This is a genomic window from Microbacterium sp. SZ1, from assembly GCF_002362255.1.
Lineage (GTDB): Bacteria > Actinomycetota > Actinomycetes > Actinomycetales > Microbacteriaceae > Microbacterium.
In genome coordinates this window covers 87,614-111,646 of record NZ_LPVV01000040.1, presented here as the reverse complement: position 1 = coordinate 111,646, position 24,033 = coordinate 87,614, and the positions used below count along the sequence as shown (strand labels likewise).

At 68.3% G+C, this 24,033-nt stretch carries 25 protein-coding genes, 1 tRNA gene and 1 pseudogene; 12 read left to right on the top strand and 15 right to left on the bottom strand.

All coding sequences use genetic code 11. The features are described from left to right. Nucleotides 1-33: 33 nt before the first annotated feature. On the bottom strand, nucleotides 34-369 hold the full coding sequence (locus AUC47_RS14605; RefSeq protein ID WP_096715919.1) for a hypothetical protein: 336 nt from the start codon (nucleotides 367-369) through the stop codon (nucleotides 34-36). Continuing rightward, nucleotides 366-887, bottom strand: coding sequence for a hypothetical protein (locus AUC47_RS14600; protein ID WP_096715918.1), 522 nt, complete (start codon nucleotides 885-887; stop codon nucleotides 366-368). Before AUC47_RS14600 ends, AUC47_RS14605 begins: the two co-directional genes overlap by 4 nt. 78 nt (nucleotides 888-965) lie before the next feature. Here AUC47_RS14600 and AUC47_RS14595 point away from each other — a divergent pair, with 78 nt between their 5' ends. Next, a complete protein-coding gene (locus tag AUC47_RS14595) occupies nucleotides 966-1,901 on the top strand; it encodes a hypothetical protein (RefSeq protein WP_096715917.1) in 936 nt (311 codons plus the stop codon). Between the two features lie 62 nt (nucleotides 1,902-1,963). Here the strand turns inward: AUC47_RS14595 and ilvC are convergent, their stop codons facing one another. From ilvC to AUC47_RS14560, 7 genes are all read right to left on the bottom strand, one after another. After that, nucleotides 1,964-2,992, bottom strand: a complete 1,029-nt coding sequence (gene ilvC / locus AUC47_RS14590; protein ID WP_096715916.1) for a ketol-acid reductoisomerase — start codon at nucleotides 2,990-2,992, stop codon at nucleotides 1,964-1,966. Nucleotides 2,993-3,069: 77 nt separating this feature from the next. Next, nucleotides 3,070-3,579 (bottom strand): acetolactate synthase small subunit, encoded by a 510-nt coding sequence (gene ilvN / locus AUC47_RS14585; protein ID WP_096715915.1) that lies wholly within the window; start codon nucleotides 3,577-3,579, stop codon nucleotides 3,070-3,072. Between the two features lie 2 nt (nucleotides 3,580-3,581). Then, nucleotides 3,582-5,384, bottom strand: coding sequence for an acetolactate synthase large subunit (locus AUC47_RS14580; protein WP_096715914.1), 1,803 nt, complete (start codon nucleotides 5,382-5,384; stop codon nucleotides 3,582-3,584). Between the two features lie 59 nt (nucleotides 5,385-5,443). After that, nucleotides 5,444-7,162 carry a dihydroxy-acid dehydratase gene (gene ilvD / locus AUC47_RS14575; protein WP_096715913.1) on the bottom strand — a complete coding sequence of 573 codons (1,719 nt, stop codon included), beginning with the start codon at nucleotides 7,160-7,162 and terminating at the stop codon, nucleotides 5,444-5,446. A gap of 9 nt (nucleotides 7,163-7,171) precedes the next feature. Further along, on the bottom strand, nucleotides 7,172-7,969 hold the full coding sequence (otsB, locus tag AUC47_RS14570) for a trehalose-phosphatase (RefSeq protein WP_096715912.1): 798 nt from the start codon (nucleotides 7,967-7,969) through the stop codon (nucleotides 7,172-7,174). Between the two features lie 46 nt (nucleotides 7,970-8,015). Further along, nucleotides 8,016-9,422, bottom strand: coding sequence for an alpha,alpha-trehalose-phosphate synthase (UDP-forming) (locus AUC47_RS14565; protein WP_096715911.1), 1,407 nt, complete (start codon nucleotides 9,420-9,422; stop codon nucleotides 8,016-8,018). Between the two features lie 50 nt (nucleotides 9,423-9,472). Beyond that, on the bottom strand, nucleotides 9,473-10,741 hold the full coding sequence (locus AUC47_RS14560) for an MFS transporter (RefSeq protein ID WP_096715910.1): 1,269 nt from the start codon (nucleotides 10,739-10,741) through the stop codon (nucleotides 9,473-9,475). A gap of 215 nt (nucleotides 10,742-10,956) precedes the next feature. On the opposite strand from AUC47_RS14560, the gene AUC47_RS14555 reads away from it, so the two are divergent. Next, nucleotides 10,957-11,232 carry a hypothetical protein gene (locus tag AUC47_RS14555; RefSeq protein ID WP_096715909.1) on the top strand — a complete coding sequence of 92 codons (276 nt, stop codon included), beginning with the start codon at nucleotides 10,957-10,959 and terminating at the stop codon, nucleotides 11,230-11,232. 25 nt (nucleotides 11,233-11,257) lie between these two features. Here the strand turns inward: AUC47_RS14555 and AUC47_RS14550 are convergent, their stop codons facing one another. From AUC47_RS14550 to AUC47_RS14540, 3 genes are read right to left on the bottom strand one after another with little or no spacing between them, the layout of a single operon-like run. After that, the gene (locus tag AUC47_RS14550) at nucleotides 11,258-12,460 is read right to left on the bottom strand and encodes an acetyl-CoA C-acetyltransferase (protein ID WP_096715908.1); all 1,203 of its coding nucleotides are present in this window, start codon (nucleotides 12,458-12,460) and stop codon (nucleotides 11,258-11,260) included. A 36-nt stretch (nucleotides 12,461-12,496) separates the two neighbouring features. Further along, nucleotides 12,497-13,144, bottom strand: a complete 648-nt coding sequence (locus tag AUC47_RS14545) for a 3-oxoacid CoA-transferase subunit B (protein ID WP_179297640.1) — start codon at nucleotides 13,142-13,144, stop codon at nucleotides 12,497-12,499. Between the two features lies 1 nt (nucleotide 13,145). Continuing rightward, nucleotides 13,146-13,919: a CoA transferase subunit A gene (locus AUC47_RS14540; RefSeq protein WP_096715907.1), complete on the bottom strand. Its 774-nt coding sequence runs from the start codon at nucleotides 13,917-13,919 to the stop codon at nucleotides 13,146-13,148. 105 nt (nucleotides 13,920-14,024) lie between these two features. Between AUC47_RS14540 and AUC47_RS14535 the strand changes: the two genes are divergently transcribed. The 4 genes and pseudogenes from AUC47_RS14535 (at nucleotide 14,025) to AUC47_RS14520 (ending at nucleotide 17,046) form a co-directional block, all read left to right on the top strand. Beyond that, nucleotides 14,025-14,813: an IclR family transcriptional regulator gene (locus AUC47_RS14535; protein WP_096715906.1), complete on the top strand. Its 789-nt coding sequence runs from the start codon at nucleotides 14,025-14,027 to the stop codon at nucleotides 14,811-14,813. A 36-nt stretch (nucleotides 14,814-14,849) separates the two neighbouring features. Then, complete coding sequence (locus AUC47_RS14530) at nucleotides 14,850-15,287, top strand: MarR family winged helix-turn-helix transcriptional regulator (protein WP_096715905.1); 438 nt, start codon at nucleotides 14,850-14,852, stop codon at nucleotides 15,285-15,287. Next, nucleotides 15,278-16,509 (top strand): annotated as a pseudogene (locus AUC47_RS14525) (MFS transporter). The gene AUC47_RS14530 and the pseudogene AUC47_RS14525 overlap by 10 nt, the downstream one beginning before the upstream one ends. Before the next feature lie 63 nt (nucleotides 16,510-16,572). Continuing rightward, the gene (locus tag AUC47_RS14520; RefSeq protein WP_096715904.1) at nucleotides 16,573-17,046 is read left to right on the top strand and encodes a YbaK/EbsC family protein; all 474 of its coding nucleotides are present in this window, start codon (nucleotides 16,573-16,575) and stop codon (nucleotides 17,044-17,046) included. Nucleotides 17,047-17,120: 74 nt separating this feature from the next. Here the strand turns inward: AUC47_RS14520 and AUC47_RS14515 are convergent. Beyond that, nucleotides 17,121-17,193, bottom strand: a tRNA-Lys gene (locus tag AUC47_RS14515). A 145-nt stretch (nucleotides 17,194-17,338) separates the two neighbouring features. On the opposite strand from AUC47_RS14515, the gene AUC47_RS14510 reads away from it, so the two are divergent. The 4 genes from AUC47_RS14510 (at nucleotide 17,339) to AUC47_RS14495 (ending at nucleotide 20,117) form a co-directional block, all read left to right on the top strand. Continuing rightward, nucleotides 17,339-18,136, top strand: a complete 798-nt coding sequence (locus AUC47_RS14510; RefSeq protein ID WP_096715903.1) for an inositol monophosphatase family protein — start codon at nucleotides 17,339-17,341, stop codon at nucleotides 18,134-18,136. Nucleotides 18,137-18,150: 14 nt separating this feature from the next. Continuing rightward, nucleotides 18,151-18,720: a hypothetical protein gene (locus AUC47_RS14505; protein ID WP_096715902.1), complete on the top strand. Its 570-nt coding sequence runs from the start codon at nucleotides 18,151-18,153 to the stop codon at nucleotides 18,718-18,720. A 175-nt stretch (nucleotides 18,721-18,895) separates the two neighbouring features. Then, complete coding sequence (locus AUC47_RS14500) at nucleotides 18,896-19,243, top strand: DUF7882 family protein (RefSeq protein WP_096715901.1); 348 nt, start codon at nucleotides 18,896-18,898, stop codon at nucleotides 19,241-19,243. A gap of 10 nt (nucleotides 19,244-19,253) precedes the next feature. Beyond that, nucleotides 19,254-20,117 carry a transposase gene (locus AUC47_RS14495; RefSeq protein WP_096715900.1) on the top strand — a complete coding sequence of 288 codons (864 nt, stop codon included), beginning with the start codon at nucleotides 19,254-19,256 and terminating at the stop codon, nucleotides 20,115-20,117. 398 nt (nucleotides 20,118-20,515) lie between these two features. Here the strand turns inward: AUC47_RS14495 and AUC47_RS16595 are convergent, their stop codons facing one another. Further along, complete coding sequence (locus AUC47_RS16595; RefSeq protein ID WP_143740750.1) at nucleotides 20,516-21,514, bottom strand: hypothetical protein; 999 nt, start codon at nucleotides 21,512-21,514, stop codon at nucleotides 20,516-20,518. A 218-nt stretch (nucleotides 21,515-21,732) separates the two neighbouring features. After that, a complete protein-coding gene (locus AUC47_RS14490) occupies nucleotides 21,733-22,017 on the bottom strand; it encodes a helix-turn-helix transcriptional regulator (RefSeq protein WP_256999597.1) in 285 nt (94 codons plus the stop codon). Between the two features lie 591 nt (nucleotides 22,018-22,608). On the opposite strand from AUC47_RS14490, the gene AUC47_RS14480 reads away from it, so the two are divergent. Next, nucleotides 22,609-23,607: a metallophosphoesterase gene (locus AUC47_RS14480; protein ID WP_096715897.1), complete on the top strand. Its 999-nt coding sequence runs from the start codon at nucleotides 22,609-22,611 to the stop codon at nucleotides 23,605-23,607. Then, nucleotides 23,604-23,984: a hypothetical protein gene (locus AUC47_RS14475; RefSeq protein WP_096715896.1), complete on the top strand. Its 381-nt coding sequence runs from the start codon at nucleotides 23,604-23,606 to the stop codon at nucleotides 23,982-23,984. Before AUC47_RS14480 ends, AUC47_RS14475 begins: the two co-directional genes overlap by 4 nt. Nucleotides 23,985-24,033 lie beyond the last annotated feature (49 nt).

Genomic DNA, 24,033 nt, shown 5'->3' with positions numbered 1-24,033 from the left:
CCGCCTCCCGGACGTGTGACGGTCGACGACTCCTCAGCCGGTCGGCAGCGTGAGGCTGTACGCGAGCAGGCTCAACCAGAACACCGCGACGATGCCCAGACCGGCCAGCAGTGCGAGGGCGAGCTCGCCGGCACGCCGGCGGCGACCGATCAGATACGCGAACACGAACACGATCGCGGGGAAGGCGACGCCGAACAGCAGCGTCACCCACCCGGCGCCGTCGATGCCGCTCTGCGCCATCGTGATCAGGTGCGCGATCGCGTTCCAGACGGCGTAGGCGTAGAAGAGTCCGGCGAGGCCGAGCACGAGCCCCGTGACCCAGCGGGGCGAGGCCGGGGTCGTCGAGGATGCAGGAGGGGTCGCGGTCATGATCCGATCGCCCCCACCGTCACGAAAGGCCAGGGCACGAGCAGAACCACTCCCAGCAGAAGGACGGACAGACGGATCCAGGTCGCCTTCCCCCGCGTGAGCACCCACCCCGCGAGGAACCACAGAGCCGGAGCCGCGACGGCGAGCACGAACCACGGGAGGAACATCGCGTCCGCGACGAAGAAGTTGGCGAGCGGCTTGAGTCGCAGACCGCCCACGACCCAGCCGACGCTGTAGAGCAGGTAGATCCCGCCGACGACGCCGAGTGCGAGCAGCACGCCCGTGCCCAGTGCGGAGCTCTCGTCATCGAGCAGCACGGCCGCGTCGTCGTCAGAGCCGACCGGCTCCGCAGCATGCCGCGAGGAAGCACCATCGGTCGAGGACCCGATGATCGACGGCTCAGCGGCGGCATCCTCGGCGGGCGCTCGCCGACCGGCATCGTCCCGAGGCAGTCGCTTCGAGGCGCGGGCGTCGTCACCGTCCCAGCTCAGGGCGTCGTCGTCGGAATCGGATGTCATGTCTCCAGCGTAGGACACCGGCTCCACTAGGCTCGGGGGCATCCGGGCCGGAGGCGCCCACGGCGGGGAAGGATCGCAGTGACCGAGAACGACAATCGAACAGACCGTTCGCGGTCGACCAGCGAGGTCGGGGAGCCCGCAGCGGGCTGGACGCCGACCGCTCAGGCCACATCGAAGGCGACGACGTTCCGATGGATCGCGGTTGCACTGTGGGTCGTCGCGATCGCCGCCGAGGCGGTCGCGATCTTCTGGCTGCTGCGTCAGCGCGTCGTGGTCGGCGAGGACGGCACCTACGTCCGCGACTCCGACACCGGCCTGCTGGAGAGCCAGAACGCCACGGCCCAGTTCCCCCAGTGGGCGTTCGTCACGCTGCTGGTCATGCTCGTCGTGATCGCGGCGCTGTCGATCACCGGCTCGATCCTGTGGAAGAAGGCGAACCGACTGGACCCGGCACGCAAGTCGGACAAGGTCCGCTTCTTCGTGCAGAACCAGCTCGGCGCGATCATCGCGGTCGTCGCCTTCCTCCCGCTGATCATCCTGATCTTCCTGAACAAGGACATGGACAAGGGGCAGAAGGCCACCGCCGGCGTCGTCGGCATCGTGCTCGCCGCTCTCGCCGTCGTCCTGGGGATCGACTTCGACCCGCCCTCCGTCGAGCAGTACACCGCCGACCAGTCCACCGTCATCCAGCTGCTGGGAAAGGACGAGGTGGTGTGGGTCGCCGGGGGTGCGGTCTATCACGTGTGCGACGAGGTCTCCGACATCCAGACCGGGAGCGAGAAGCTGACCGGGACGACTGCTGAGGCCGTCGAGGCCGGCAAGATCCGACTCACGCTGAAGTTCGCCTCGGAGCTGCGGACCTGCGGTCTCGCCGTGCCGGAGAACGCCGACGAGATCACCGAAGCGCTGCGCGCGATCCAGAGCGGTCAGGTCGACACTCCCCTGCCCGCGCCCGTGTGGGCCGACCCGTCGGATGCGCCGATCGAGGTGGAGGACGCCGCTCCCGCGGAGTGAATCCTGACGCAGAACGGGCCCGGTGCGATTCGCACCGGGCCCGTTCTCGGTCTACGGGGAGATCAGCGCGCAGCGCTGCCGTCGACGTAGTCCTCGTCCTGCTGCTTCCAGGCGAAGAGCGAACGCAGCTCCTTGCCGGTGGCCTCGATCGGGTGCGTCTCCTCCTTGGCACGCAGCGCGAGGAACTCCTCGGCACCGTTGTCCTGGTCCTCGATGAAGCGCTTGGCGAACGCCCCCGACTGGATGTCGGACAGGACGCCCTTCATGCTCTCCTTGACGCGCTCGTCGATGACGCGCGGGCCCGAGACGTAGTCGCCGAACTCGGCCGTGTCGGAGATCGACCAGCGCTGCTTGGCGATGCCGCCCTCCCACATGAGGTCGACGATGAGCTTGAGCTCGTGCAGCACCTCGAAGTAGGCGATCTGCGGCTGGTAGCCCGCCTCGACGAGAGTCTCGAAACCGGCCTGCACGAGGTGGCTCATGCCACCGCAGAGGACGGCCTGCTCGCCGAAGAGGTCGGTCTCGGTCTCCTCGGTGAAGGTCGTCTTGATGACGCCGGCGCGGGTGCCGCCGATGGCCTTCGCGTACGAGAGGGCGGTCGCCCAGGCGTTGCCCGATGCGTCGCGCTCGACGGCGATGATGTCGGGGATGCCGCGGCCGGCGACGAACTCGCGGCGCACCGTGTGACCGGGGGCCTTGGGCGCGACGAGGATGACGTCGACGCCCTCGGGCGCGTCGATGTAGCCGAAGCGGATGTTGAACCCGTGCGCGAAGGCGAGTGTCTTGCCCGCGGTGAGGTTGGGGGCGATCGACTCGCTGTAGATCGTGCGCTGGTGCTGGTCCGGCGCGAGGATCATGATGAGGTCGGCCCATTCGGTGGCCTCGGCGACGGTCTTGACGGCGAAGCCGGCCTCCTCCGCCTTCGGCGCGGACTTCGAGCCCTCCTTGAGGGCGATCGCGACCTCGACGCCCGAGTCGCGCAGGTTCTGCGCGTGCGCGTGGCCCTGCGAGCCGTAGCCGACGATCGCGACCTTCTTGCCCTGGATGATGGACAGGTCGGCGTCAGCGTCGTAGAAGATCTCGGTGCTCACTGGTTCTTTCTCCTTGATTGTTGGCGTTTCGTCTCGCTTCGCTCGTTCGACGACGGCGAAGCTCGGGATGGTTCTGGTCAGCCGCGCAGGACGCGTTCGGTGATGCTCTTGCCGCCGCGGCCGATCGCGAGGAGGCCGGACTGCGCGATCTCTTTGATGCCGAAGGGCTCGAGCGCGCGCAGCAGAGCCTCGACCTTGCCGCGGTCGCCGGTGACCTCGACGACGAGGGCGTCGGAGGCGTAGTCGACCACGGAGGCGCGGAAGAGGTTCACGACCTCGATCACGTTCGATCGGGTGGTGTTGTCGGTGCGCACCTTGATGAGCATGTGCTCGCGCTGCACCGAGGTGGCGAAGTCGAGCTCCACGATCTTGATGACGTTGATCAGCTTGTTGAGCTGCTTCGTCACCTGCTCGAGAGGCAGATCGTCGAGATCGACGACCACCGTGATGCGCGAGATGTTCGGCACCTCGGTCACGCCCACCGCGAGGGAGTGGATGTTGAAGCCCCGTCGGGCGAAGAGTCCGGCGACTCGCGTCAGCAGACCGGGGGTGTCCTCCACGAGGAGGCTCAGCACGTGCGTCGTCATGGTCAGTCCTCCTCGTCGAATGCGGGCGCGTGGTCACGCGCGTACTGGACGTAGCTGTTGCTGACGCCCTGCGGCACCATCGGCCACACCATGGAGTCCGCGCTCACGACGAAGTCGATCACGACGGGGCGGTCGTTCGTCTCGAGCGCGAGGGTGATGGCGGCGTCGACCTCCTCCTCCTTCTCCACGCGGATCGCGAGGCAGCCGTACGCCTCGGCGAGCTTCACGAAGTCGGGGATGCGGATCGTGCCGTGTCCCGTGTTCAGGTCGGTGTTCGAGTGGCGCCCGTCGTAGAAGAGGGTCTGCCACTGGCGCACCATGCCCAGCGAGGAGTTGTTGATGACCGCGACCTTGATGGGGATGTTGTTGATCGCGCAGGTGGCGAGCTCCTGATTGGTCATCTGGAAGCAGCCGTCGCCGTCGATCGCCCACACGTGGCGGTCGGGCTCGGCCACCTTCGCTCCCATGGCGGCGGGGACCGAGTAGCCCATGGTGCCCGCTCCCCCGGAGTTCAGCCACGCGTTCGGGCGCTCGTACTTGATGAACTGCGCGGCCCACATCTGGTGCTGACCGACACCTGCGGCGTAGATGCCCTCGGGGCCGGTGAGCTCGCCGATGCGCTGGATCACGTACTGCGGAGCGAGGAGCCCGTCCGTGGTCGGCGCGTACCCGAGCGGGAACTCGGTGCGCAGGCCGTCGAGGTACGACCACCACTCCTCGGTGTCGGGTGCGGTGTCACCGGCCGCAGCGCGGAACGCGCTCTCGAGGTCGACGAGCACGTCGCGCACGTCGCCGACGATCGGCACGTCGGCCGTGCGGATCTTGGAGATCTCGGCGGGATCGATGTCGACGTGCACGACCTTGGCGTTCGGTGCGAACAGCGACGCCTTGCCGGTCACACGGTCGTCGAACCGCGCCCCGAGCGAGACGAGCAGGTCGGCCTCCTGCAGCGCGAGGACGGCCGGGACCGTGCCGTGCATGCCGGGCATGCCGAGGTGCTGCGGGTGCGAGTCGGGGAACGCGCCGCGCGCCATGAGGGTCGTCACGACCGGCGCGCCCGTGGTCTCGGCGAGGGCCAGCAGTTCGGCCGAGGCGCGACCGCGGATCACACCGCCGCCGACGTACAGCACGGGCTTCTTCGCCTCGGCGAGCAGGGCCGCGGCGGCCTGGATCTGCTTGCCGTGCGCCTTGGTCACGGGACGGTAGCCGGGGAGGTCGATCTTCGGCGGCCACACGAACGGGGCGACGGCCTGCTGCGCGTCCTTCGTGATGTCCACCAGCACCGGGCCCGGACGACCGGTCGAGGCGATCTCGTACGCGGCGGCGATCGCGCCGGGGATGTCCGCGGCATCCTTCACGAGGAACGAGTGCTTCGTGATCGGCATCGTGATGCCGACGATGTCGGCCTCCTGGAACGCGTCCGTGCCCATGAGGGTGGAGAAGACCTGGCCGGTGATGGCGAGCAGCGGCACCGAGTCCATGTAGGCGTCGGCGATCGCGGTGACGAGGTTCGTCGCTCCCGGTCCGGAGGTCGCGATGCACACACCCACCTTGCCCGACGACGAGGCGTACCCTTCGGCGGCGTGACCGGCGCCCTGCTCGTGGCGGACCAGGATGTGACGCAGCTGCGCGGCATCCATCAGCGGGTCGTAGACGGGCAGGATCGCGCCGCCGGGCAGGCCGAACACGTCGGTGATGCCGAGGAGTTCGAGCGAGCGGACGACGGCTTCCGCACCCGTGATCTCGGGAGCGGATGACTTGGGTGCGGGTGGCCTCGGCACGGCCGAGACGGAGTCAGCAGTCATGACTTTCCTTCTGATGGTCTGTGGGCGACGTCGGATGCCGCAGAGGCGTTCGACGCGGATCAGCCGGTCGTCGCGCCTTCGGCGGCGGACCGCACGAGGCGCGAGTACTTGGCAAGGACGCCACGGGTATAGCGCGGGGGAAGCGGCTCCCAGCCGGAACGGCGGGAGGCGAGCTCCGCCTCGTCGACGAGTAGGTCGAGAGAGCGAGCTGCGATATCGACCCGTATCAGATCACCATCGCGCACGAAGGCGATGGGACCTGCGTCCACCGCTTCGGGTGCTATGTGGCCGATGCACAGGCCGGTTGTGCCGCCTGAGAATCGTCCGTCCGTCAAGAGTAGTACATCTTTTCCGAGCCCCGCGCCCTTGATGGCCGCGGTGATCGCCAGCATCTCGCGCATGCCCGGGCCCCCCTTGGGGCCTTCGTAGCGGATGACGATGACGGTGCCCTTGTCGATCTCGCCGTTCGCGACGGCATCCATCGCGGCGCGCTCGCGCTCGAACACGCGCGCCGGCCCCTCGAACACGGCGGCATCGAAGCCCGCCGTCTTGACGACCGCACCTTCCGGGGCGAGCGATCCGTGCAGGATCGTCAGCCCCCCGGTGGCGTGGATCGGGTTGTCGAAGGTGTGGATGACCTCGCCGTCGATCGGCTGCGGGTCGAGCTCTGCGAGGTTCTCGGCGAGGGTCTTCCCCGTGACCGTGAGCGCGTCGCCGTGCAGCAGCCCCTCATCGAGCATCGCCTTCATGATCACCGGGATGCCGCCGTGCCGGTCGACGTCGTTCATGACGTACTTGCCGAACGGCTTCATGTCGGCGACGTGCGGGACCCTGTCGCCGATGCGGTTGAAGTCGTGCAGGCTGAGCTCGACCTCCGCCTCCCGGGCGATCGCCAGCAGGTGCAGCACGACGTTGGTCGAGCCGCCGAGGGCCATCGCCAGCGCGATCGCGTTCTCGAAAGCCTCTCTGGTGAGGATGTCGCGGGTGGTGATGCCCTGACGGAGCAGGTTCACCACGGCCTCGCCCGAGCGGTGGGCGAAGTAGTCGCGGCGACGGTCGGCCGCGGGCGGTGCTGCCGACCCCGGCAGGCTCAACCCGAGCGCCTCGGCGACCGAGGCCATGGTGTTCGCGGTGTACATACCGCCGCAGGCGCCTTCGCCCGGAGCGATCGCGCACTCGATGCGCTTGAGGTCCTCCTCGCTCATGAGCCCGGCCCGGCAGGCGCCGACGGCCTCGAACGAGTCGATGATCGTGACGTCCTTCTCGGTGCCGTCCGAGAGCTTCACCCAGCCGGGCGCGATCGAGCCGGCATACAGGAACACGCTCGACAGGTCGAGGCGAGCGCTGGCCATGAGCATCCCGGGGATGGACTTGTCGCACCCGGCCAGCAGCACCGAGCCGTCGAGGCGCTCGGCCATCATGACGGTCTCGACGGAGTCGGCGATCACTTCGCGCGACACGAGCGAGAAGTGCATGCCCTCGTGGCCCATCGAGATGCCGTCGGAGACGGAGATCGTGCCGAACTGCAGCGGGTAGCCGCCTCCGGAGTGCACACCCTCCTTCGCGCCTTGCGCAAGCCGGTCGAGGCTCAGGTTGCAGGGGGTGATCTCGTTCCAGCTCGAGGCGATGCCGATCTGGGGCTTGTCCCAGTCCGCGTCGCCCATGCCGACCGCGCGGAGCATGCCGCGGGAGGTCGTCGCCTCGATGCCGTCGGTGACGACGCGGCTGCGAGGCTTGATGTCGATGGACTCGTGGGGGGCGGTGTCAGACGAGGACATGACGGAAGTCTATTCCCGACGGGCGGCCCGCTCGTCCGCCAGCGCCTCCAGAAGAAGCGCGATCTCCTGCGGATTCTCCACACGCAGGGTCGCAGCGGTCTCCCCCGGTCCGACACGCACCCCGAGGTCGTCGCCCCCGAGCACGCGCATCGCGTCCTCGTCGGTCACGTCGTCGCCGGCGAAGAGGATCGCTGTCGCCGCGAAGTGGGCGCGGAGCGCCGCCATCGCGGCATCCTTCCCCTCGGTCCGCGACGAGAACTCCAGCACGCGGTGTCCGGAGCGACGACGCCAGTGCGGGAAGCGCGCGGCGACCAGCTCGTCGATCTCGGCGAACACCGCCTGTTCGACCTCGCGGGTGGCCGTGCGCGTGTGCACGCCCATGCCGAAGGTCTTGGGCTCGAGCTCCGCGCCCTCGTATCGGTCGATGATCGGACGGGCAGCGGCCCACAGGGCCTCACGCTCGCCGTCGCCCGGTGCAGGGCCGTCGGCGTCGGCGTCGCCGAGTCCCGGATACCAGTACTGCGCACCGTGCGAACCGGCGAGTGCGATCAGCGAGTCGTCTGCGTGCTCGGTGATCACCCGCAGGTCGTGCATGCTGCGCCCGGAGACGTAGGCGACCACCGTGTCGGGGAGCTCGGCCAGACGCGCGACCTGCGCCGCGACCTCGGGCAGCGCTCGCGCGGCCATCGGGTCGGGAACCAGCGGAGACGCGGTCCCGTCGAAGTCCAGGGCGACCACGAGCCGCGGTGTCGCCGCGATGGCGCTCAGGGCGGGGTCTGACGATCCGGGGGTCCAGCTGCGGGTCACGGGAAGATCTCCAATCGACGGGTCCCCTCCAGTATGGCCGTCCGGGTCAGCGCGACCTGACCTCGGAGAGAGCCCTGAGGAAGGAGTTCGACCACGCGGTGACGTCGTTCTCGAGCACGCGACGGCGCAGCGACCGCATCCGCTTCGACTGCTCGGCCGGCGTCATCTCGACGGCCTCGATGATCGCGTCCTTGAGTCCGGCGATATCGTGGGGATTCACCCGCACGGCCTGGCGGAGCTCGTCGGCGGCGCCGGTGAACTCGCTGAGCACCAGCACTCCCCTGTTGTCGGCACGTGTGGCGACATACTCCTTGGCGACGAGGTTCATACCGTCCCTGAGGGCGGTCACGAGCATCACGTCGGCAGCGAGATACAGCGCGACCATCTCCTCGCGCGGGTAGCCCTGGTGCAGGTAGCGGATCGCCGTGTGGCCCATCGTGTCGTTGTCGCCGTTGATTCGTCCGACGGCGAGCTCGATCTCGTCGCGCAGGTGCACGTAGGCGTCGACGCGCTCGCGGCTCGGACTCGCGACCTGCACGAGGGTGACGTCCTCGACGTTCAGGCGGCCGTCCTCCAGCAGCTCCCCGTACGCCTTGATGCGGTGACGGATGCCCTTGGTGTAGTCGAGACGATCGACCCCGAGCAGGATCTTCGACGGGTTGCCGAGGCTCTCCCTGATCTCCTGTGCACGCGCCCTGATGTCGGGGCGAGCGGCGAGCTCGATGTAGGGCGCGGTGTCGATGGAGATCGGGAAGGCCCGCGCGACCGCGGAGCGTGTGCCGCCGTCGGCCGTCGGCACCGCGACGTTCGAGCCCCTGACCTCGTACTTGAGACGGCGGCGCACCGCGGTCAGGAAGTAGGTCGCGTCCTGAGCGCGCTGGAACCCGATGACGTCGGCGCCGAGCAGGCCGGTGAGCACCTGATCGCGCCAGGGCAGCTGAGCGTACAGTCCGTGCGCGGGGAACGGGATGTGGTGGAAGTACCCGATCGTCACGTCCGGCCGCAGGTCGCGCACCATCTGCGGCACGAGCTGCAGCTGGTAGTCGTGCACCCAGACCGTGCCGTCGGGGGCCGCGACGGACGCGGCCGCCTCGGCGAAGCGGCGGTTGACCCGCACGTACGCCTCCCACCACTCTCGGTGATACTGCGGGGGCGCGATGACGTCGTGGTACAGCGGCCAGATGGTGTCGTTGGCGAAGCCCTCGTAGTAGTCGGCGACCTCATCGGCGCTCAGCGCCACCGGCACGAGATCGATGCCGTTGATCTCGAACGGCTCGAGCTCGGTATCGGGCTGACCCGGCCAGCCGACCCAGGCGCCGCGGGCGCTGCGCATCATCGGCTCGAGCGCCGCCACCAAGCCGCCGGGCGACGTCCGCCACTCCTCCGTGCCGTCCGGACCGGCGACACGGTCGACGGGGAGACGGTTGGCGACGACGACGAAATCTGCGGGCATGGGGGAAGGCTCCTGACGATCCGGTGCGGTGCTCCTCAGGCTACAGAGGCTCAGACCGAGGCTACGCGAGGCGCCGCGGGACTCAGACGCCAGTTGACAAGCGCCGCGGTGAACGCTATCCCGGCCGCGGCGATCGGGAGGGCGAGCGCGCCCGCCGTGCCGACGTTCTCGGCGAGCTCCCCGGCGACGGCTGCGCCGATCGACTGCCCGACGACGACCGCGGATCCGAGCATGGTCATCACGGTGGCCGAGCGGCCGAGCGGGCTGCGGGCGGCTCCGAGGCTGTACTGCGTGACGAGGGTTGGGCCGATGCCGACCCCCATGATCGCCAGAGCCACCATCATCGTGGCCGGCGTGTCGACGAACAGCAGCAGCAGGGTTCCGCCGAGCAGGATCCCCGAGAAGACGAGCCAGCGCGCGCGCAGCGTGAACCGAGCGGGGAGCCAGGCGACGCCGAGCGCGAGGAGCGCCGAGCCGACGCCCATTACGCCGTAGAGCAGTCCGGCCTCCTCCGCCGCGCCGCGATCGGCCATGAACGAGGTGAGCGACGTCAGCATGGTTCCGAAGAACATTCCGACGCCGAGGATGCCGAGGACGACCACGAGCAGGCGCGGGCGGAAGAGGTCGGATGCCGAGGACGGCGCCCTCCCGTCGTCGCCGCGGTGGATCGATACTGCCCTGGCGCTCGGATGCAGCGCGAATCCCCCGACGAAGACCACGGTGAGCAGGGCCGCGCCGACCAGCGGCGCCCACGGCGCGATGACGGACGCGAGGATGCCGACGAGGAAGGGTCCGAACACGAACACGGTCTCATCCGCGGCGGATTCGTACGCCATGGTCCCCGACAGCGTGCGGGGGCGCGCAGCCTCCGGCATCCGCTCCGTGATCATCGTGACCAGGCGCGAGCGCGACATCGGAGCCACCTGCGGCGCGGTCGCGCCGATGCCGAACGCGGCGACGAGCACGAGCGCGTCGGCGGCCCCGCCGTAGACGACCAGGGTGAACACGACGAGCATCGCGCCGTTGGCGATCGCAAGAGCGAGCAGTACGAAGCGCTGGCCGAATCGATCGGCTGCCGCGCCCAGCAGCGGACCGAAGCACGCGGTGCCGAGTCCGACCGCCGCGGAGGTGAGTCCGCCCAGCGAGAGAGACCCGCGCGCCGAGACGACGACCGTGAGCACCCCCACCACCATCATCGCGAACGGCAGGCGCGCGATGAACGCGATGAGGAAGTAGGGGATGCCCGCCGTGCGGATGAGGCTGGGGGCCGGAGGCGTCGCCGTGGCGACGGAGGATGTCGAGGGGGAAGCGTGTGTCATGGCTCTCGCGCGTCCGCGGACGCGGGGTCGGGTGCCGCCGCTGTCCGCCGGGGAGCCGACGGCCGGTAGATACACGGGTTGCGGCCGCGGACCAGCCGCGACCCGACCATTCTACCGCGTGGCGGTTCGCGTTCGCTGGGAACGAGGCCTGACAGCATCCCGCCGGGTTGTCAAGGCTGGGCGGACCGACCACCCGCCCGGGTAGCGTGAAGGTCATGAACTACCTCACCAGCACCGGACTCCTCGGCGCGATCATGTCGGGCGCCTCTCTGCTCCGCGGTTCCCGCGAGACGCCGATCACCTGGCGCGCCGCGCTCGCGTGGGTGAGCTGGGGCATCACCTTCGCCCTCGCGATCGGCGCCGTCATCGACACCCGTCGCGCCAAGCAGGGCAAGCCGGTCTCGAAGGACTCCCCCGTCTACGCCAAGCAGCAGAAGGAGCGGGAGAAGAAGGAGAAGAACCTCTCCAAGGAACTCAAGCGCTCACGCTGAGTCCCCTTGCCCGCCCGACTTGGCGTCAGCGGCTGAGGATGAGCGCCTCGCCCTGACCGCCGCCTCCGCAGAGCCCGACGGCTGCGATGCCGCTGCCGCGCCTGGTCAGCTCGTGCACGACGTGCACGACGAGACGGTTGCCCGATGCTCCGATCGGGTGACCGATCGCGATGCCCCCGCCGTGGATGTTCACGATCGCGCTGTCGAGGCCGAGTTCGGTCTGAGATCGCGCGACGACGGCCCCGAACGCCTCGTTGATCTCCACGAGGTCCAGGTCAGCCGGCGCGATGCCCTGCTTCTCGCAGGCCTGTTCGATGGCACGAGCCGGCTGCGCGTGCAGCGAGTTGTCCGGACCGGCCGTCTGTCCGCTCGCACCGACCGTGGCGAGCACCTCCCACCCCTTCGCCGCCGCGGTGCCACGGGTGGTCACCACGACGGCCGAGGCGCCGTCGGAGATCTGCGACGAATTCCCGGCCGTGAGCGAACCCCCCTCGGCGAAGGCCGCGCGCAACCCCGCGAGCGACTCGACCGTGGTGTCCGGGCGCACCCCCTCATCCGTCGACACGACGACGGGCGCACCCTTGCGCTGCGGCACCTCGACCGGCACGATCTCCGCGTCGAAGACGCCGGCCTGCTGGGCGGCCGCCGCGCGCTGGTGCGAGAGCGCGGCGACGGTGTCCTGCGCCTCCCGTGTGACCTCGTAGCGCTCGTTGTGCCGCTCGGTCGACGCCCCCATGCTTTCGCGATCGAAGGCGTCGGTGAGGCCGTCGTAGGCCATGTGGTCGAGCACCTCGACCGAGCCGTAGGCCCAGCCGTCACGTGAGCCCATCAGCAGGTGCGGGGCGCGCGTCATCGACTCCATCCCCGCGGCGACGACGACCTCGGCATCGCGGGTGCGGATCATGCGGGCCGCATCGATGACCGCGGTGAGCCCCGACAAGCAGACCTTGTTCACGGAGTGCGCGGGGACGTCCCAGCCGATGCCGGCGCCGATGGCGGCCTGGCGCGCTGCGTTCTGGCCCGACCCGGCGGCGAGCACCTGACCGACGATCACGGCATCGACGTCCGCGGCATCCACCCCTCCTCGTTCCAGGGCGCCGCGGATCGCGAACGCGCCGAGCTCGGGTGCGGAGAATCGCGCGAGCTGCCCTTTGAGACGGCCCTGCGGCGTGCGCGCTGCGGCGACGATCACGACGTCGTGGTCGTCGGGTGCGGTGAGGTCGGTCATGTCTGCATCCTTCCGATGTCTGCGGTCAGTCCGCGGTCAGTGTGCGAGTCCAGGTGCGATGACGAGTGGCGGCTCTGTGGCGTCGATCACCTGCTGCACCGACACCCCCGGCGCCGTCTCGACGAGCACGAGACCCTGTGCGGTCACGTCGATCACGGCGATGTCGGTGATGATCCGGTCGACCACCCCACGACCCGTGAGAGGGAGGGTGCAGGTGTTCACGATCTTCGCGGACCCGTCTTTCGCGACGTGCTCCATGAGCACGATCACCCGGCCGGCCCCGTGCACGAGGTCCATGGCTCCGCCCGGCCCCTTCACCATCTTGCCCGGGATCATCCAGTTCGCGAGGTCGCCGCTCGCCGACACCTGCATCGCTCCGAGGATCGCGGCGTCGATCTTCCCGCCGCGGATCATGCCGAAGCTCGTCGCCGAATCGAAGAACGCGGCGCCGGCGAGCACCGTCACGGTCTCCTTGCCCGCGTTGATGAGGTCGGGGTCGACGGCATCCTCGTGCGGATAGGGCCCCACACCGAGGATGCCGTTCTCGGACTGCAGCACGACCGTGACATCGCGGGGCACGTGGTTGGGCACGAGCGTCGGCAGCCCGATCCCGAGGTTGACGTAGGAGCCGTCGTGGAGTTCCGCGGCGGCACGCGCGGCCATCTCGTCGCGGGTGAGCGCCATGTCAGGCTCCTTCCGTGGCGACGGTGCGCCGTTCGATGCGCTTGGGGATGTCGGTGCCGACCTCGACGATCCGGTGCACGAAGACACCGGGGAGGTGGATGCCGTCGGGGTCGAGTTCTCCCGGTTCGACGAGACGCTCGACCTGCGCGATGCAGACGCGCCCTGCCATGGCGGCGAGCGGGTTGAAGTTGCGGGCAGCCTTGTTGAACACCAGGTTGCCGTGTCGGTCACCGAGCAGCGCGTGCACGAGGGAGAAGTCAGTCGTGATGGCCTCTTCGAGGACGTACTCGCGGGGCGTGCCTGCGACGTCGAACGTCCGGACGTCCTTCGCCGGCGACGCCACGTCGACCGTGCCGTCGGGGTGGTAGCGCCGCGGGAGGCCGCCCTCGGCGACCTGAGTACCCACTCCGGTCTGCGTGTAGAAGGCCGCGATGCCCGAGCCGCCGGCGCGCAGCTTCTCGGCGAGCGTTCCCTGCGGCGTGAGCTCGAGTTCGAGTTCGCCGGAGAGGAACTGCCGCTCGAACTCCTTGTTCTCCCCCACGTACGATGACGTCATCTTGCGGATGCGCTGAGCGTGCAGGAGGACGCCGAGGCCCCAGTCGTCGACACCGCAGTTGTTGCTGACGATGCTGAGGTCCGTCGTCCCCTGTGCGAGCAGCGCCTCGATGAGGGCGATCGGATTCCCGGAGAGCCCGAAGCCGCCGACCGCGAGGGAGGCCCCGTCGGGGATGTCGGCGACGGCGTCCGCTGCAGATGCCCACTGCTTGTCGATCACGTGTGCTCCTTCGAAGACGTGCGTTCGTCCAGCGTGCGCTCTCGCCGCATTCCAGCGAAAGCCCGCTCTTGCGATGTGGCCGCTCTCTCACCTAGCGTCCACATTATGGAACGACAGATCCGCACCATCCCGGGGGCGCAGGCGATCGCCCGCGCTGCCTCGCTGCTGCGGTTGGTAACGGCCGGCGGAACCGACGGAGCCACACTGCAGTCGCTCGCGCAGGCGGCCGACCTCTCCCGGTCCACCGCGCACCGCCTGCTGTCCGCGCTGCGTGCCGAAGGCCTGGTCGACCGCTCCGACGACACCGGGCGCTGGATGCCCGGGCCCGAGCTCTTCCTCATGGGTACGGTCGCCGCGGCCCGCTACGACATCACGGCGCTCGCCCGTGACATCGTGCGCTCGCTCGCCGTGAAGACCGAGGAGAGCGCGTTCCTGTCGGTGAGACGCGCGGATGAGACGGTGTGCCTGCTGCGCGAGGAGGGCTCGTTCCCGATCCGCTCGTTCGTGCTCAGCGAGGGCGTGCGGTTCCCGCTCGGAGTCGCGAGCGCCGGACTGGCCATCCTCGCGTTCCTCCCCGACCACGATGTGGATGCCTATCTCGACCGACACCCGGAGCTCGCCGACGGCTGGGGTCGCACCCACGGCGAGGCAGCCCTGCGCACCCGACTCGCCGAGACGAAGGAACGCGGCTACTCCGTGAATCCCGGGCTCATCGTGGAGGGCAGCTGGGGACTCGGCGCTGCGGTCTTCGATCGCCAGGGACGGCCGGAGTGGGCGCTGAGCCTGACCGGCGTGGAATTCCGGTTCGGTCCCGACCGCACCCCCGAGCTCGGTCGCATTCTGCTCGCGCACGCCCATCAGCTGTCCGCACGACTAGCCGGCGCACGTCACTGACTCCCTTTACATACCATTAGGTATATACTCGGTGGTATGAATCGTCAGGACGTCATCCCCTCGCTCGTCCTCTCCTCCTATGCCCTCGCGCGGATCGCCGCGCAGGAGGCCGGGAACGAGGCACCGGCCGCGCAGTGGCGCGTCCTGAGTCTGCTCGAGCAGAACGGACCGAAGCGGGTCGGCGAGCTGGCCGTGGCTGCGCGGACCACGCAGCCGGGCATGACGCGGTTGCTCGGCACGCTGGAGCGGGATGGGCTCGTGCTTCGCTCCCCCGTTCTCGAGGACTCCCGGGCGACCGCGGTCGCGATCACTCCAGAGGGGTCACACGCACTCCGCGCCTGGCGGGTGGAGTTCCGAGACACCCTGGCGCCGCGATTCACCGATCTCGGCGACGACGACTGGCGCGCCCTGAACAGGGCCGCCGAGATCCTCGCCGCGCACACCACCAACGATCAGGCAGGAGCATCGCAGTGAGCAGTACCACCACCTCCGTGTGGAAGCAGCCGGCACAGGTCTGGGCAGTGGCCTTCGCCTGCGTCGTCGCCTTCATGGGCATCGGGCTCGTCGATCCGATCCTTCCGGCGATCGCGGATTCGCTGCAGGCGAGCCCGTTCGAGACCGAGCTGCTCTTCACGAGCTACCTCGCCGTGACAGGCGTCGCGATGCTCGTCACCAGCTGGATCTCGAGCCGCATCGGCGCTAAGCGCACGCTGCTCATCGGCCTCGCCCTGATCGTCGCGTTCGCGCTGCTCTGCGCGCTGAGCGGCAGCGTCGACGCGGTGATCGGGTTCCGCGCCGGATGGGGACTCGGCAACGCGCTGTTCATCTCCACCGCACTGGCGACGATCGTGGGCGCCGCATCCGGAGGCAGTGCCGCGGCGATCGTGCTCTACGAGGCCGCGCTCGGCCTCGGCATCGCCATCGGTCCGCTGCTCGGCGGCATCCTCGGCGAGCAGAGCTGGCGTGCCCCGTTCTTCGGTGTCGTGGTGCTCATGGCCATCGCGTTCGTGGCGGTCCTCGTGCTGTTGCGCGGGCCGCAGGAGAAGCGCACACCCGTGCCTTTCTCCCCCCGTTCACAGCGCTGAAGCGCCCGGCACTGGCGATCCTCGCGGTCGCCGCACTGTTCTACAACATCGGCTTCTTCATCCTGCTCGCGTTCTCGCCCTTCCCGCTCGGCTTCGGCGCGATGGGCATCGGCTTCACCTTCTTCGGATGGGGCGTCGCCCTGGCGGTGACGAGCGTCTGGGTCGCGCCGCTCCTCATGCGCCGGATGCCGCGCACCCGCGTCATCCTCCTGGTCCTTCCGCTCCTCGCCATCGACCTCGTCGTCGCCGGGCTGCTGGTCTCGTCCGCCGCCGCGCTCGTGACGTGCATCGTCATCGGCGGTCTGCTGCTCGGCATCATGAACACCGTGCTCACCGAGGCGGTCATGGAGGCCACCGACCTGCCCCGCTCCGTCGCCTCCTCCGCGTACTCGGCCGTGCGGTTCCTCGGCGGCGCCATGGCACCGCCGCTCGCAGCAGCCCTCTGGCACGCGCTCAATGCCACCGTGCCGTACCTCGTCGCCGCGGCCGCCGTCCTCATCGCCGCCCTCACCGTGTTCCTCGGACGCAAGGCTCTCGCGCACATCGACGACGAGCCGGCGGACGCCGAGACCGAGGATGCCGCGGCGATCCTCATCGGCGACGCGGCGTGATCGGACAGCCCCACCTCTGAGGGCGGTTGCTCTCGGTACGGTGGTTCTCGGTACGGTGGGGCCATGACCGACCTTCCCGAGCGCAGTATCCTCGTCCAGCAGCACCTCGCCCGCGCGGGTGTCGAGACCCAGATCCGCGTGCTGCCGGACTCCGCTCGGACGGCCAGGGCGGCAGCCGATGCGATCGGCTGCGACGTCGCGGCGATCGCGAACAGCCTGGTGCTGAAGGCCAACAGCGCCCCGATCCTCGTCATGACGAGCGGCGGCCACCGGGTCGATCTCGATGTGCTCGCCCGCTCGATCGGAGCGGTCGACGTGTCCATGGCTCCGCCCGCCGTCGTGCGAGAGGCCACGGGCCAGGCGATCGGCGGTGTCGCCCCCGTGGGGCACCCCTCTCCCCTGCGCACGTTCATCGACGAGGCGCTGCGCGACCACGACGTCATCTGGGCGGCGGCAGGTCACCCGCACACCGTGATGCCGTTGACGTTCGAGACCCTGCAACGGCTGACGGACGGCACCATCGTCGCCGTGGAGTGAGCCTCATGCGCAGCGCTGCTGCGGCGGACGCGAAAAAGCCCCGGAGTCTGGCGAGAGATTCCGAGGCTGATCCGTGCACCCCCAGGGACTTGAACCCTGAACCCACTGATTAAGAGTCAGTTGCTCTGCCGATTGAGCTAGAGGTGCGTGGCCCGGTTTCCCCGGCCGAGGAATTACATTACCAGTCGAGCAGCGCTGGGGGAAATCGGGACGCGGGCACCTCAAGCCCGCGCGTGTCGCCGCATGTCGCCGCTGCCGCTCGCCCGGAAACGGCGCCGGTTATCCTTGAGGCGTGACCGCCGCCCCCGCTGCCGCCGACCTGTCCCGCGACCTCGAGCTCGCCCTTCGGCTGGCCGACGCCGCCGACGCGCAGTCCCTGCCCCGCTTCGACTCCGCCGACCTGCAGGTATCGAGGAAGGCGGACAGCTCGCACGTCACGGATGCCGACCTCGCCACCGAGCGCGGGATCCGCGACGTCCTGTCGACCGAGCGCCCGAACGACGGCGTCTTCGGCGAGGAGTTCGGCGCCGAGGGCGACACTCACCGGCAGTGGATCATCGACCCGATCGACGGCACGGCGAACTTCCTCCGGGGCGTCCCTCTGTGGGGCACGATGATCGCGCTCGCGATCGACGGAGTGCCGCAGATCGGCGTGGTGAGCATGCCGGCACTCGGACGGCGGTGGTGGGGCGCTGCGGGCCTCGGCGCGTGGACCGCGACCGATCATGACCCACGCCGCATCGAGGTGTCGGCGGTCGACTCGCTCGACGACGCCAGCGTGAGCTTCCAGAGCATCGCCCAGTGGACGCGTGCCGGCCACCGCGACCAGCTCCTGCGCCTCGCAGATCGGGTCTGGCGCGACCGCGCGTACGGCGACATCTACGCCTACATGCTCCTCGCCGAGGGGCGCATCGACATGGTCGCCGAGTTCGACGTCAAGGAGTACGACATCGCCGCGGCCGTGCCGATCGTGCGCGAGGCCGGCGGACGCATGACCGGCTTCGACGGCGCTGAGACGATCTCGGACCTGTCGACACTCGCCACCAACGGCGTCCTCCACGACGCGTTCCTCGAGCTCCTGCACGACTGACCCGGAAGCCAGCGATGAAGCCCCTCACCCCCGCCGCCGCGTTCGGCGCCCTCGCTCTCGCGCTCGCTCTCACGGCGTGCGGAGCAACGCCCGACTCGGAGGCCTCGCCCATACCCGAGGCTGCGACGCCGACGACGAGCGCGACATCCGAGCCCGCCTCGTCGCCGGCCCCGACCGCTGACGCCGCTGAGCCGGCCTGCGACACGATCATCTCGCCGGGCACCGTCGACGCCCTCACCTCGCAGGGGTGGACGTTCGAGGAGAAGGAGTTCGTGATCGGCGACGTCGCTCTGCCCGACGGCCTGCTGTGCTTCTGGGCCGACTACAGCGTCGCATCCGACCACGGACAGCTCTACGGGTGGTCCGAGATCACTCCCGACGACGCGTCCCGCGCGCAGACCTCGCTGCTCGGCGAGGGGTGGACTCGAGAAGACGGGTCGGACGGGATCTATCTCACCGAGAACCCGCAGTTCTCGATGGGAACCGACGAAGACGGCTACGGCATGACGTATCTTTTCGGCGACGGCTGGGTGAAGTTCGCCGACACCCGGCAGGGACTCATCCTCATCGACTGGGCGGGCTGAAGAGCACATTCCGCGCACGCATGATTACACCGGGCGAAGAGCAGGCGCGCCCGTCCCGATCTCGGTATACCGGTCTTGCCGCCGCGTGTGAGAGTGAGAACGTCTCCACCCAGCGATCACCTCGATCGCGGCTTGTGACGCGGGCTCCCGTGGTGACGCAGCAGGAGGACCGAGCATGGGCAAGTTCATCTACGAAGGCGGACCGAAGGTCGAGATCGAGGACCGCGCCCTCACGCACATTCAGCTGGTCATGACTGCGAAGCTCCGCCGAGGCGAGCCGTTTCCCTTTTCGTGGCGCGAGGACTCCAGCGTCGGCGGCGGACGAACCACGGTCTGGATCCACTCCGGCAGCTCGATCGTCTTCAAGTACTTCGGCAGCCGCTCCCCTTCCGTCAACCGCGCCTGGGTCGAAGCGCTCGCCTACACGGCGAACACTCCGACCGGGATGTACCTCGTGCCCGAGCCGGCCGAGACCGCGGCGATCGACAAGGTCGGCGAGTCCGCCGCGGGCGCCGCGGTGTAACCTCGCTCGCATGAGCGCGGCATCCTCCCTCTCCGAGATCGCGGCCGAGCTCTACACTCATCCGCTCGGCGAGTTCATCGCCGCCCGCAACGCGCGTGCCGCCGAATCGTCCGACAAGGCCCTGGTGGCTGGCATCCGCGCCCTGCGCAAGCCGTCGGTCGCCGCGTGGGTGGTCAACGTCTTCGCGCGCGAGCGCGGCTCCCAGCTCGGCGAAGCCCTGCAGCTCGCCGCAGAGCTGCGCGAGGCGCAGGAGGATCTCGACGCGAAAGCGCTCGCGCAGCTGGGACGCGACCGTCGGGCGCTGACCGCACGGCTCGCGGCCGCCGCTGCGGACCTCGCGGAGTCGAGGGGCGAGCGGGTCACGCCGTCGACGAGGGATGCCGTGCAGCAGACGATCTCCGCGGCGTTCTTCGACCCCGATGCTGCGGCCGCCGTGGCCTCGGGGCGGCTGGTGCGGGAGCTCGAGCCCACCGGGACCTTCGCCGACGCGCTGGACACGATCGTCGGTGGTGGCGCTCCCTCCGCACCGGTCGAACCACCGGCGCCGCCCGATGAGCTGAAAGCCCGCCGCGCACGGCGAGACGCGGAGCGCGCGCTGCGCGAGGCCGAGCAGGCGCACGAACGCGCTGCCCGAGATGTCGCCAAGGCCGAACGCGTCGCGGACGAGACCGCGAGCCGAGCCGACGAGCTCATCGCACGTGTATCCGAACTCGAGAAGGAGCTCGCCGCCGCACGAAGGGAAGCGAAGCACGCCGAGGCCGACGCCGCGAAAGCGAAGGAACGCCGCGCAGACGCCGCGCAAGCCGCCGACCAGGCCGAGGATGCCGTGGCAGCGGCGCGCAGCGCTCTCGACGCGCTCGGCCGCCCCCGCTGACTCCGCCGCCGGTTCTGCGCAGCGCCCGGACACGACGAAGCCCCGCCGCCGCGGCTGCTGAGACGGGGCCTCGTCGGTGACAGCGACCTGGTGCGCACAAGAATCGCTTTTTACGTGTCTCATGTCTCTTACCGGCAGCCCACGCAGAATCTTGAGCGGGTGTCGATGAGACACTTATTGGGGCTGCGCGCCCGGTGTGCACGGATCCGAGCGTAGTGCCGCGTCCCTCACGAGAAGCGAATCGTCTCGAGGACCGGCGCTCCAGCCTCGGATAGGACTGATGATGTGGTCGACCATCCGGCTTACATGGTTCGCGAGAGATTCTCGCCCGAGACGCGATCCGTCTGCTGTCGAACCACCTCCGACCGCTTTATAGCGCCAAGGCAGACCTGCTATTCTCACCGTCTATCTTCCTCGTGACCTGGCGGGAAAGATCCATTCCAGGCAGCGAAACGCCGTGCCGCCCGCCGCGTCACTTCAGCGCGCTGCTGCCAGAGCCGCTCGGCGTGGGGCGCAGTGTTCGTCCCAGTCCGGGATGCATCACTCATCATCGACTTGAAAGCCTCGAGCTGGGCACGTTCAGCGTTGAACATGTTCCGCATCAGATTGGCTGGTGTGAGACTAGTCCCGCTCAGCAGGGCTGCCGCCCGTGTAACAAACTCCATAACATCCCAAAGCAGATATTGAGTGTCTCGCCACTCATTCTCAACGCGAATGACCAACCCAAGTGGAATCTCCTCGATTCCAACGTGAGTAATAGGGTCAGCACACCGGTAGTAGGCGAATTCAACACGATTCTCGACTTCTGGGAGCGGGTCGACCCAATCGATCCAATGCTCACTTGTGCGTGGCTCCACCTCGCTGAACATCATGATGAACTCAGGATCGGGTATCACCCCTAGCACTAGCGGAGTTTCGTGCTTGTCCGAGTTATGCACTTGATGAAACAAGGAAATCACAGGATCTCTCGTCACGAACGGTTGGATCGCGCGGAGTGCACGGACAGTTCTCGAAGGCAGCGCCTTGACATGTGGCTGACCGAGCATAGACCTCCAGGCTGCCTCACTATTCGCTAGAGGAAAGTAGGTGTTACGGCGTTGCTTGTCCGTGAGCGGAGGATTAGCCGCGTCGGTCACTGCCTGAGTCATCGCTATGTCGAGGACCGACTGAGCCCTCCCGAGGATATCGCGTAGGTCCTCGATGAAATCGTCGGGAATCAGAGTTCCACGCACACCGTATCGAAAAATGATCCGTCGGTCTCCGTCCATAACTGGGATACCGCGAACCACCACGTTCCTGCTGAGGTGTTGCGACGAAGAACGCAGGAAGTCAAAGGACTCGTCGATTAGGCGCCGATGGCGTTTTGACCACACTGGCTTCGGCTTCGTCGCGGACATCCAAGTTCTCCTTTGCGTGATTGAATCTGAGAGATCGTAGCGCGCCAGGTGGGAAAGCAGAGGACTAGTAGACATCTGACGAACGAGAGAAGCGCTCACAGAACGGGGGCGGCGTCGATGCGTCCGAGAACGTCGGGCCGACCACTTTGCGCCCCGCAATTCATGATGGACGCGCACCCGCCTCGATGCCTTGCGCGGGCGGTACGGTGTCGAGGCGCTCAGCGAGTCGTCACGTCGGGGACGTCCGAGGGTAACAGTTCGTGAAGAGGAACTTCGAGCACCTGCGACAGCGCCAGCAGAATTCTGAGAGTCGGATTCGCGGGCCCCTGGGATTGAGCCTTACCCAACTCATACATCTGGTAGGTGTAGCGAGTTAGACCTGCACGGTAAGCCACCGAGCCCTGCGTCATGCTTCGTCCGACCCGCGCTTGCTGAAGGTTGTGACCCAGCTGGACAGCGAACGCCTCCCAACCTGCCTTAGCGCTCGCGTCTTGCCGTCCCACCGGTCAAGCCTGACGAGATTACCCCGACCCATGGCCTTTTCTATATGGCATAATCGTGTTCAGCCATACGAAACATTCACTCCATCGACTGACGCTCCGCGCGTCTCGACCTGCACGTGTGCCGCCGCGCATCGGCTCCGGGTCGCCTCGATGCGTAGGTCCCGTTCCGGTCGACCCCGATTGTTGAGTAGCAGTGACTGATCCCCGACCGATCTGGTGGAGCGCCGTGGAGGTCGAAGCACCTGATGCTTGGATCGCGGCGTTCAGAGCGCTCACCGATGACGAGCGAGCCGACGAAATGGGCCTGACCGCGGCCATCTTCATCGCCCGCGTACGGCGACGCACCGGCCGCGGCCCGACTTTCTCGGAACTTTTCGCTGAGCTCTTCCCGCACGACCAGCTGCACCCCGAGTGGCCCCCCGGCCTCACATACCCCGTTCGCGCGACGATCCACCACGCGTTCCGACTGCACGTAGCGATTCAGTGGAAACGCGGCGGATGGATCAGTTGGGATCCGGGCGTGGAGCGCAGCCTGCGAGTGGGGCCGACCTTCCGCGCACGGTCGCGAGCACGCCAGGCCGCGAGGGCGCGATGAGAGTGCTCGAACACGCGTCGACCCTTGACCTCCCGGATCAGCGAGTTGCGGTGTGCGGAGACTGGCACGGCAACGTTGGATGGGCGCACACGATTGCCCGTGTGCTTCCCTACATGGCGCCCGATGTGACGACCTTGCTCCACCTCGGCGACTGGTGGATGCCTCCAACGGAGATCGACGACGTGTTCGCTGCAACTGACATCGACCGAATTCTCGTCACCCTGGGCAACCACGAACCCTGGAACCAGATAAGCCCGCTCCTCGACGAGCGTCCCGGTCACGCTATACGCGTCTCGAAGCTGATCTGGTTACTCCCTCGACCGGCTCGCTTGACCATCGGCGGCCGTCGGGTTCTGTCCCTGGGAGGGGCCGCGTCGGTCGACCGTCAGTCCCGCATCGAAGGATCGACTTGGTGGCCGGAGGAGGGCGTTACCGACGACCACGTCGCTGCGGCCATCGCAGGAGGGCCTGCCGACCTCATGCTCACGCACGAAGGCCCGGCGGGTACACCAGTTCGTCCAGTCCGCGAGATCCTGCGCACAAATCCCCATCGATTCCCCGAAACCGCGCTTGAAGCGTCCGCAGCGTCGCGTGCTCGAATCACCGAAGTGTGGAACGCGGTGCGCCCCGAGCTGCTCGCTCACGGGCACATGCATGTCGCAGCCGGCGGAAAGACCGACGACGGCAGACGCGTTGCCAGCCTCGGGCGAGAAGGCCACGAGGGGAACCTGGGGATCCTCGACATGGCCACGCTGAAGATGGCAACGCCCAGTCTCGCGGTGATCCGCGGGATGTCCGAGCGCGCCGATATTGACCGCGACTGGCGGATCCGCAACGTTGCCGAATCGCTGCACGACGGAACGTTGGACGGACGCAAGCCCAGCACCCACGCTCTGCGCGACGCGCAAGACTACGTCGACGGACGCCGCACCCTCGACGAACTCATCGAAGACGTCCGCCGGCGCCACACTCGCGATCCTGAGGGGAAGCCATGACCGACGACGAGCCAAACCCCTGGGCCAAGATCGTCGGTCCCTGCTACACGGTCGCGAGCATGGCCCGCGCCCTCGAGTGGACGGAGACCGAGGTCATGGAAGCCGGGAGCGACCTACGGCTCCTCATGCTGCACACATCCGACGACGTCTACCTGTTCCCGTCGTTTCAGCTCCAGGAGGGGAGCATCGTCGAGGGGCTACAGGAAGTTCTCCGCGTCCTGGCGACCGGGACCGCCGATAGCTGGACCTGGGCGCAGTGGTTGAACGTCGCGCTACCCGACGAGGACCCACCGCGCAACATCACCTTGCTTTATGAGGGGCGCCTTGAGGAGGCGTTGCGCGATGCCAAGCACGACGCCTGGGCATGGAGATCATGAAACGTCCGGAGCCGACTCACCTCTGGCGAGGACCCGTCTGGTCTGGTCT

Excerpts from the sequence above, each read along its gene's own strand:
- AUC47_RS14495 (WP_096715900.1), top strand. The coding sequence starts at position 19,254 with ATGAGCGCGGCATCCTCCCTCTCCGAGATCGCGGCCGAGCTCTACACT.
- AUC47_RS16595 (WP_143740750.1), bottom strand. The coding sequence starts at position 21,514 with ATGTCCGCGACGAAGCCGAAGCCAGTGTGGTCAAAACGCCATCGGCGC.
- AUC47_RS14505 (WP_096715902.1), top strand. The coding sequence starts at position 18,151 with ATGAAGCCCCTCACCCCCGCCGCCGCGTTCGGCGCCCTCGCTCTCGCG.
- AUC47_RS14560 (WP_096715910.1), bottom strand. The coding sequence starts at position 10,741 with ATGACACACGCTTCCCCCTCGACATCCTCCGTCGCCACGGCGACGCCT.
- AUC47_RS14545 (WP_179297640.1), bottom strand. The coding sequence starts at position 13,144 with ATGGCGCTCACCCGCGACGAGATGGCCGCGCGTGCCGCCGCGGAACTC.
- AUC47_RS14480 (WP_096715897.1), top strand. The coding sequence starts at position 22,609 with ATGAGAGTGCTCGAACACGCGTCGACCCTTGACCTCCCGGATCAGCGA.
- AUC47_RS14580 (WP_096715914.1), bottom strand. The coding sequence starts at position 5,384 with ATGACTGCTGACTCCGTCTCGGCCGTGCCGAGGCCACCCGCACCCAAG.
- AUC47_RS14555 (WP_096715909.1), top strand. The coding sequence starts at position 10,957 with ATGAACTACCTCACCAGCACCGGACTCCTCGGCGCGATCATGTCGGGC.
- AUC47_RS14530 (WP_096715905.1), top strand. The coding sequence starts at position 14,850 with ATGAATCGTCAGGACGTCATCCCCTCGCTCGTCCTCTCCTCCTATGCC.
- AUC47_RS14550 (WP_096715908.1), bottom strand. The coding sequence starts at position 12,460 with ATGACCGACCTCACCGCACCCGACGACCACGACGTCGTGATCGTCGCC.
- AUC47_RS14500 (WP_096715901.1), top strand. The coding sequence starts at position 18,896 with ATGGGCAAGTTCATCTACGAAGGCGGACCGAAGGTCGAGATCGAGGAC.
- AUC47_RS14475 (WP_096715896.1), top strand. The coding sequence starts at position 23,604 with ATGACCGACGACGAGCCAAACCCCTGGGCCAAGATCGTCGGTCCCTGC.
- AUC47_RS14535 (WP_096715906.1), top strand. The coding sequence starts at position 14,025 with ATGGAACGACAGATCCGCACCATCCCGGGGGCGCAGGCGATCGCCCGC.
- ilvN (WP_096715915.1), bottom strand. The coding sequence starts at position 3,579 with ATGACGACGCACGTGCTGAGCCTCCTCGTGGAGGACACCCCCGGTCTG.
- AUC47_RS14565 (WP_096715911.1), bottom strand. The coding sequence starts at position 9,422 with ATGCCCGCAGATTTCGTCGTCGTCGCCAACCGTCTCCCCGTCGACCGT.
- ilvD (WP_096715913.1), bottom strand. The coding sequence starts at position 7,162 with ATGTCCTCGTCTGACACCGCCCCCCACGAGTCCATCGACATCAAGCCT.
- AUC47_RS14600 (WP_096715918.1), bottom strand. The coding sequence starts at position 887 with ATGACATCCGATTCCGACGACGACGCCCTGAGCTGGGACGGTGACGAC.
- AUC47_RS14520 (WP_096715904.1), top strand. The coding sequence starts at position 16,573 with ATGACCGACCTTCCCGAGCGCAGTATCCTCGTCCAGCAGCACCTCGCC.
- AUC47_RS14605 (WP_096715919.1), bottom strand. The coding sequence starts at position 369 with ATGACCGCGACCCCTCCTGCATCCTCGACGACCCCGGCCTCGCCCCGC.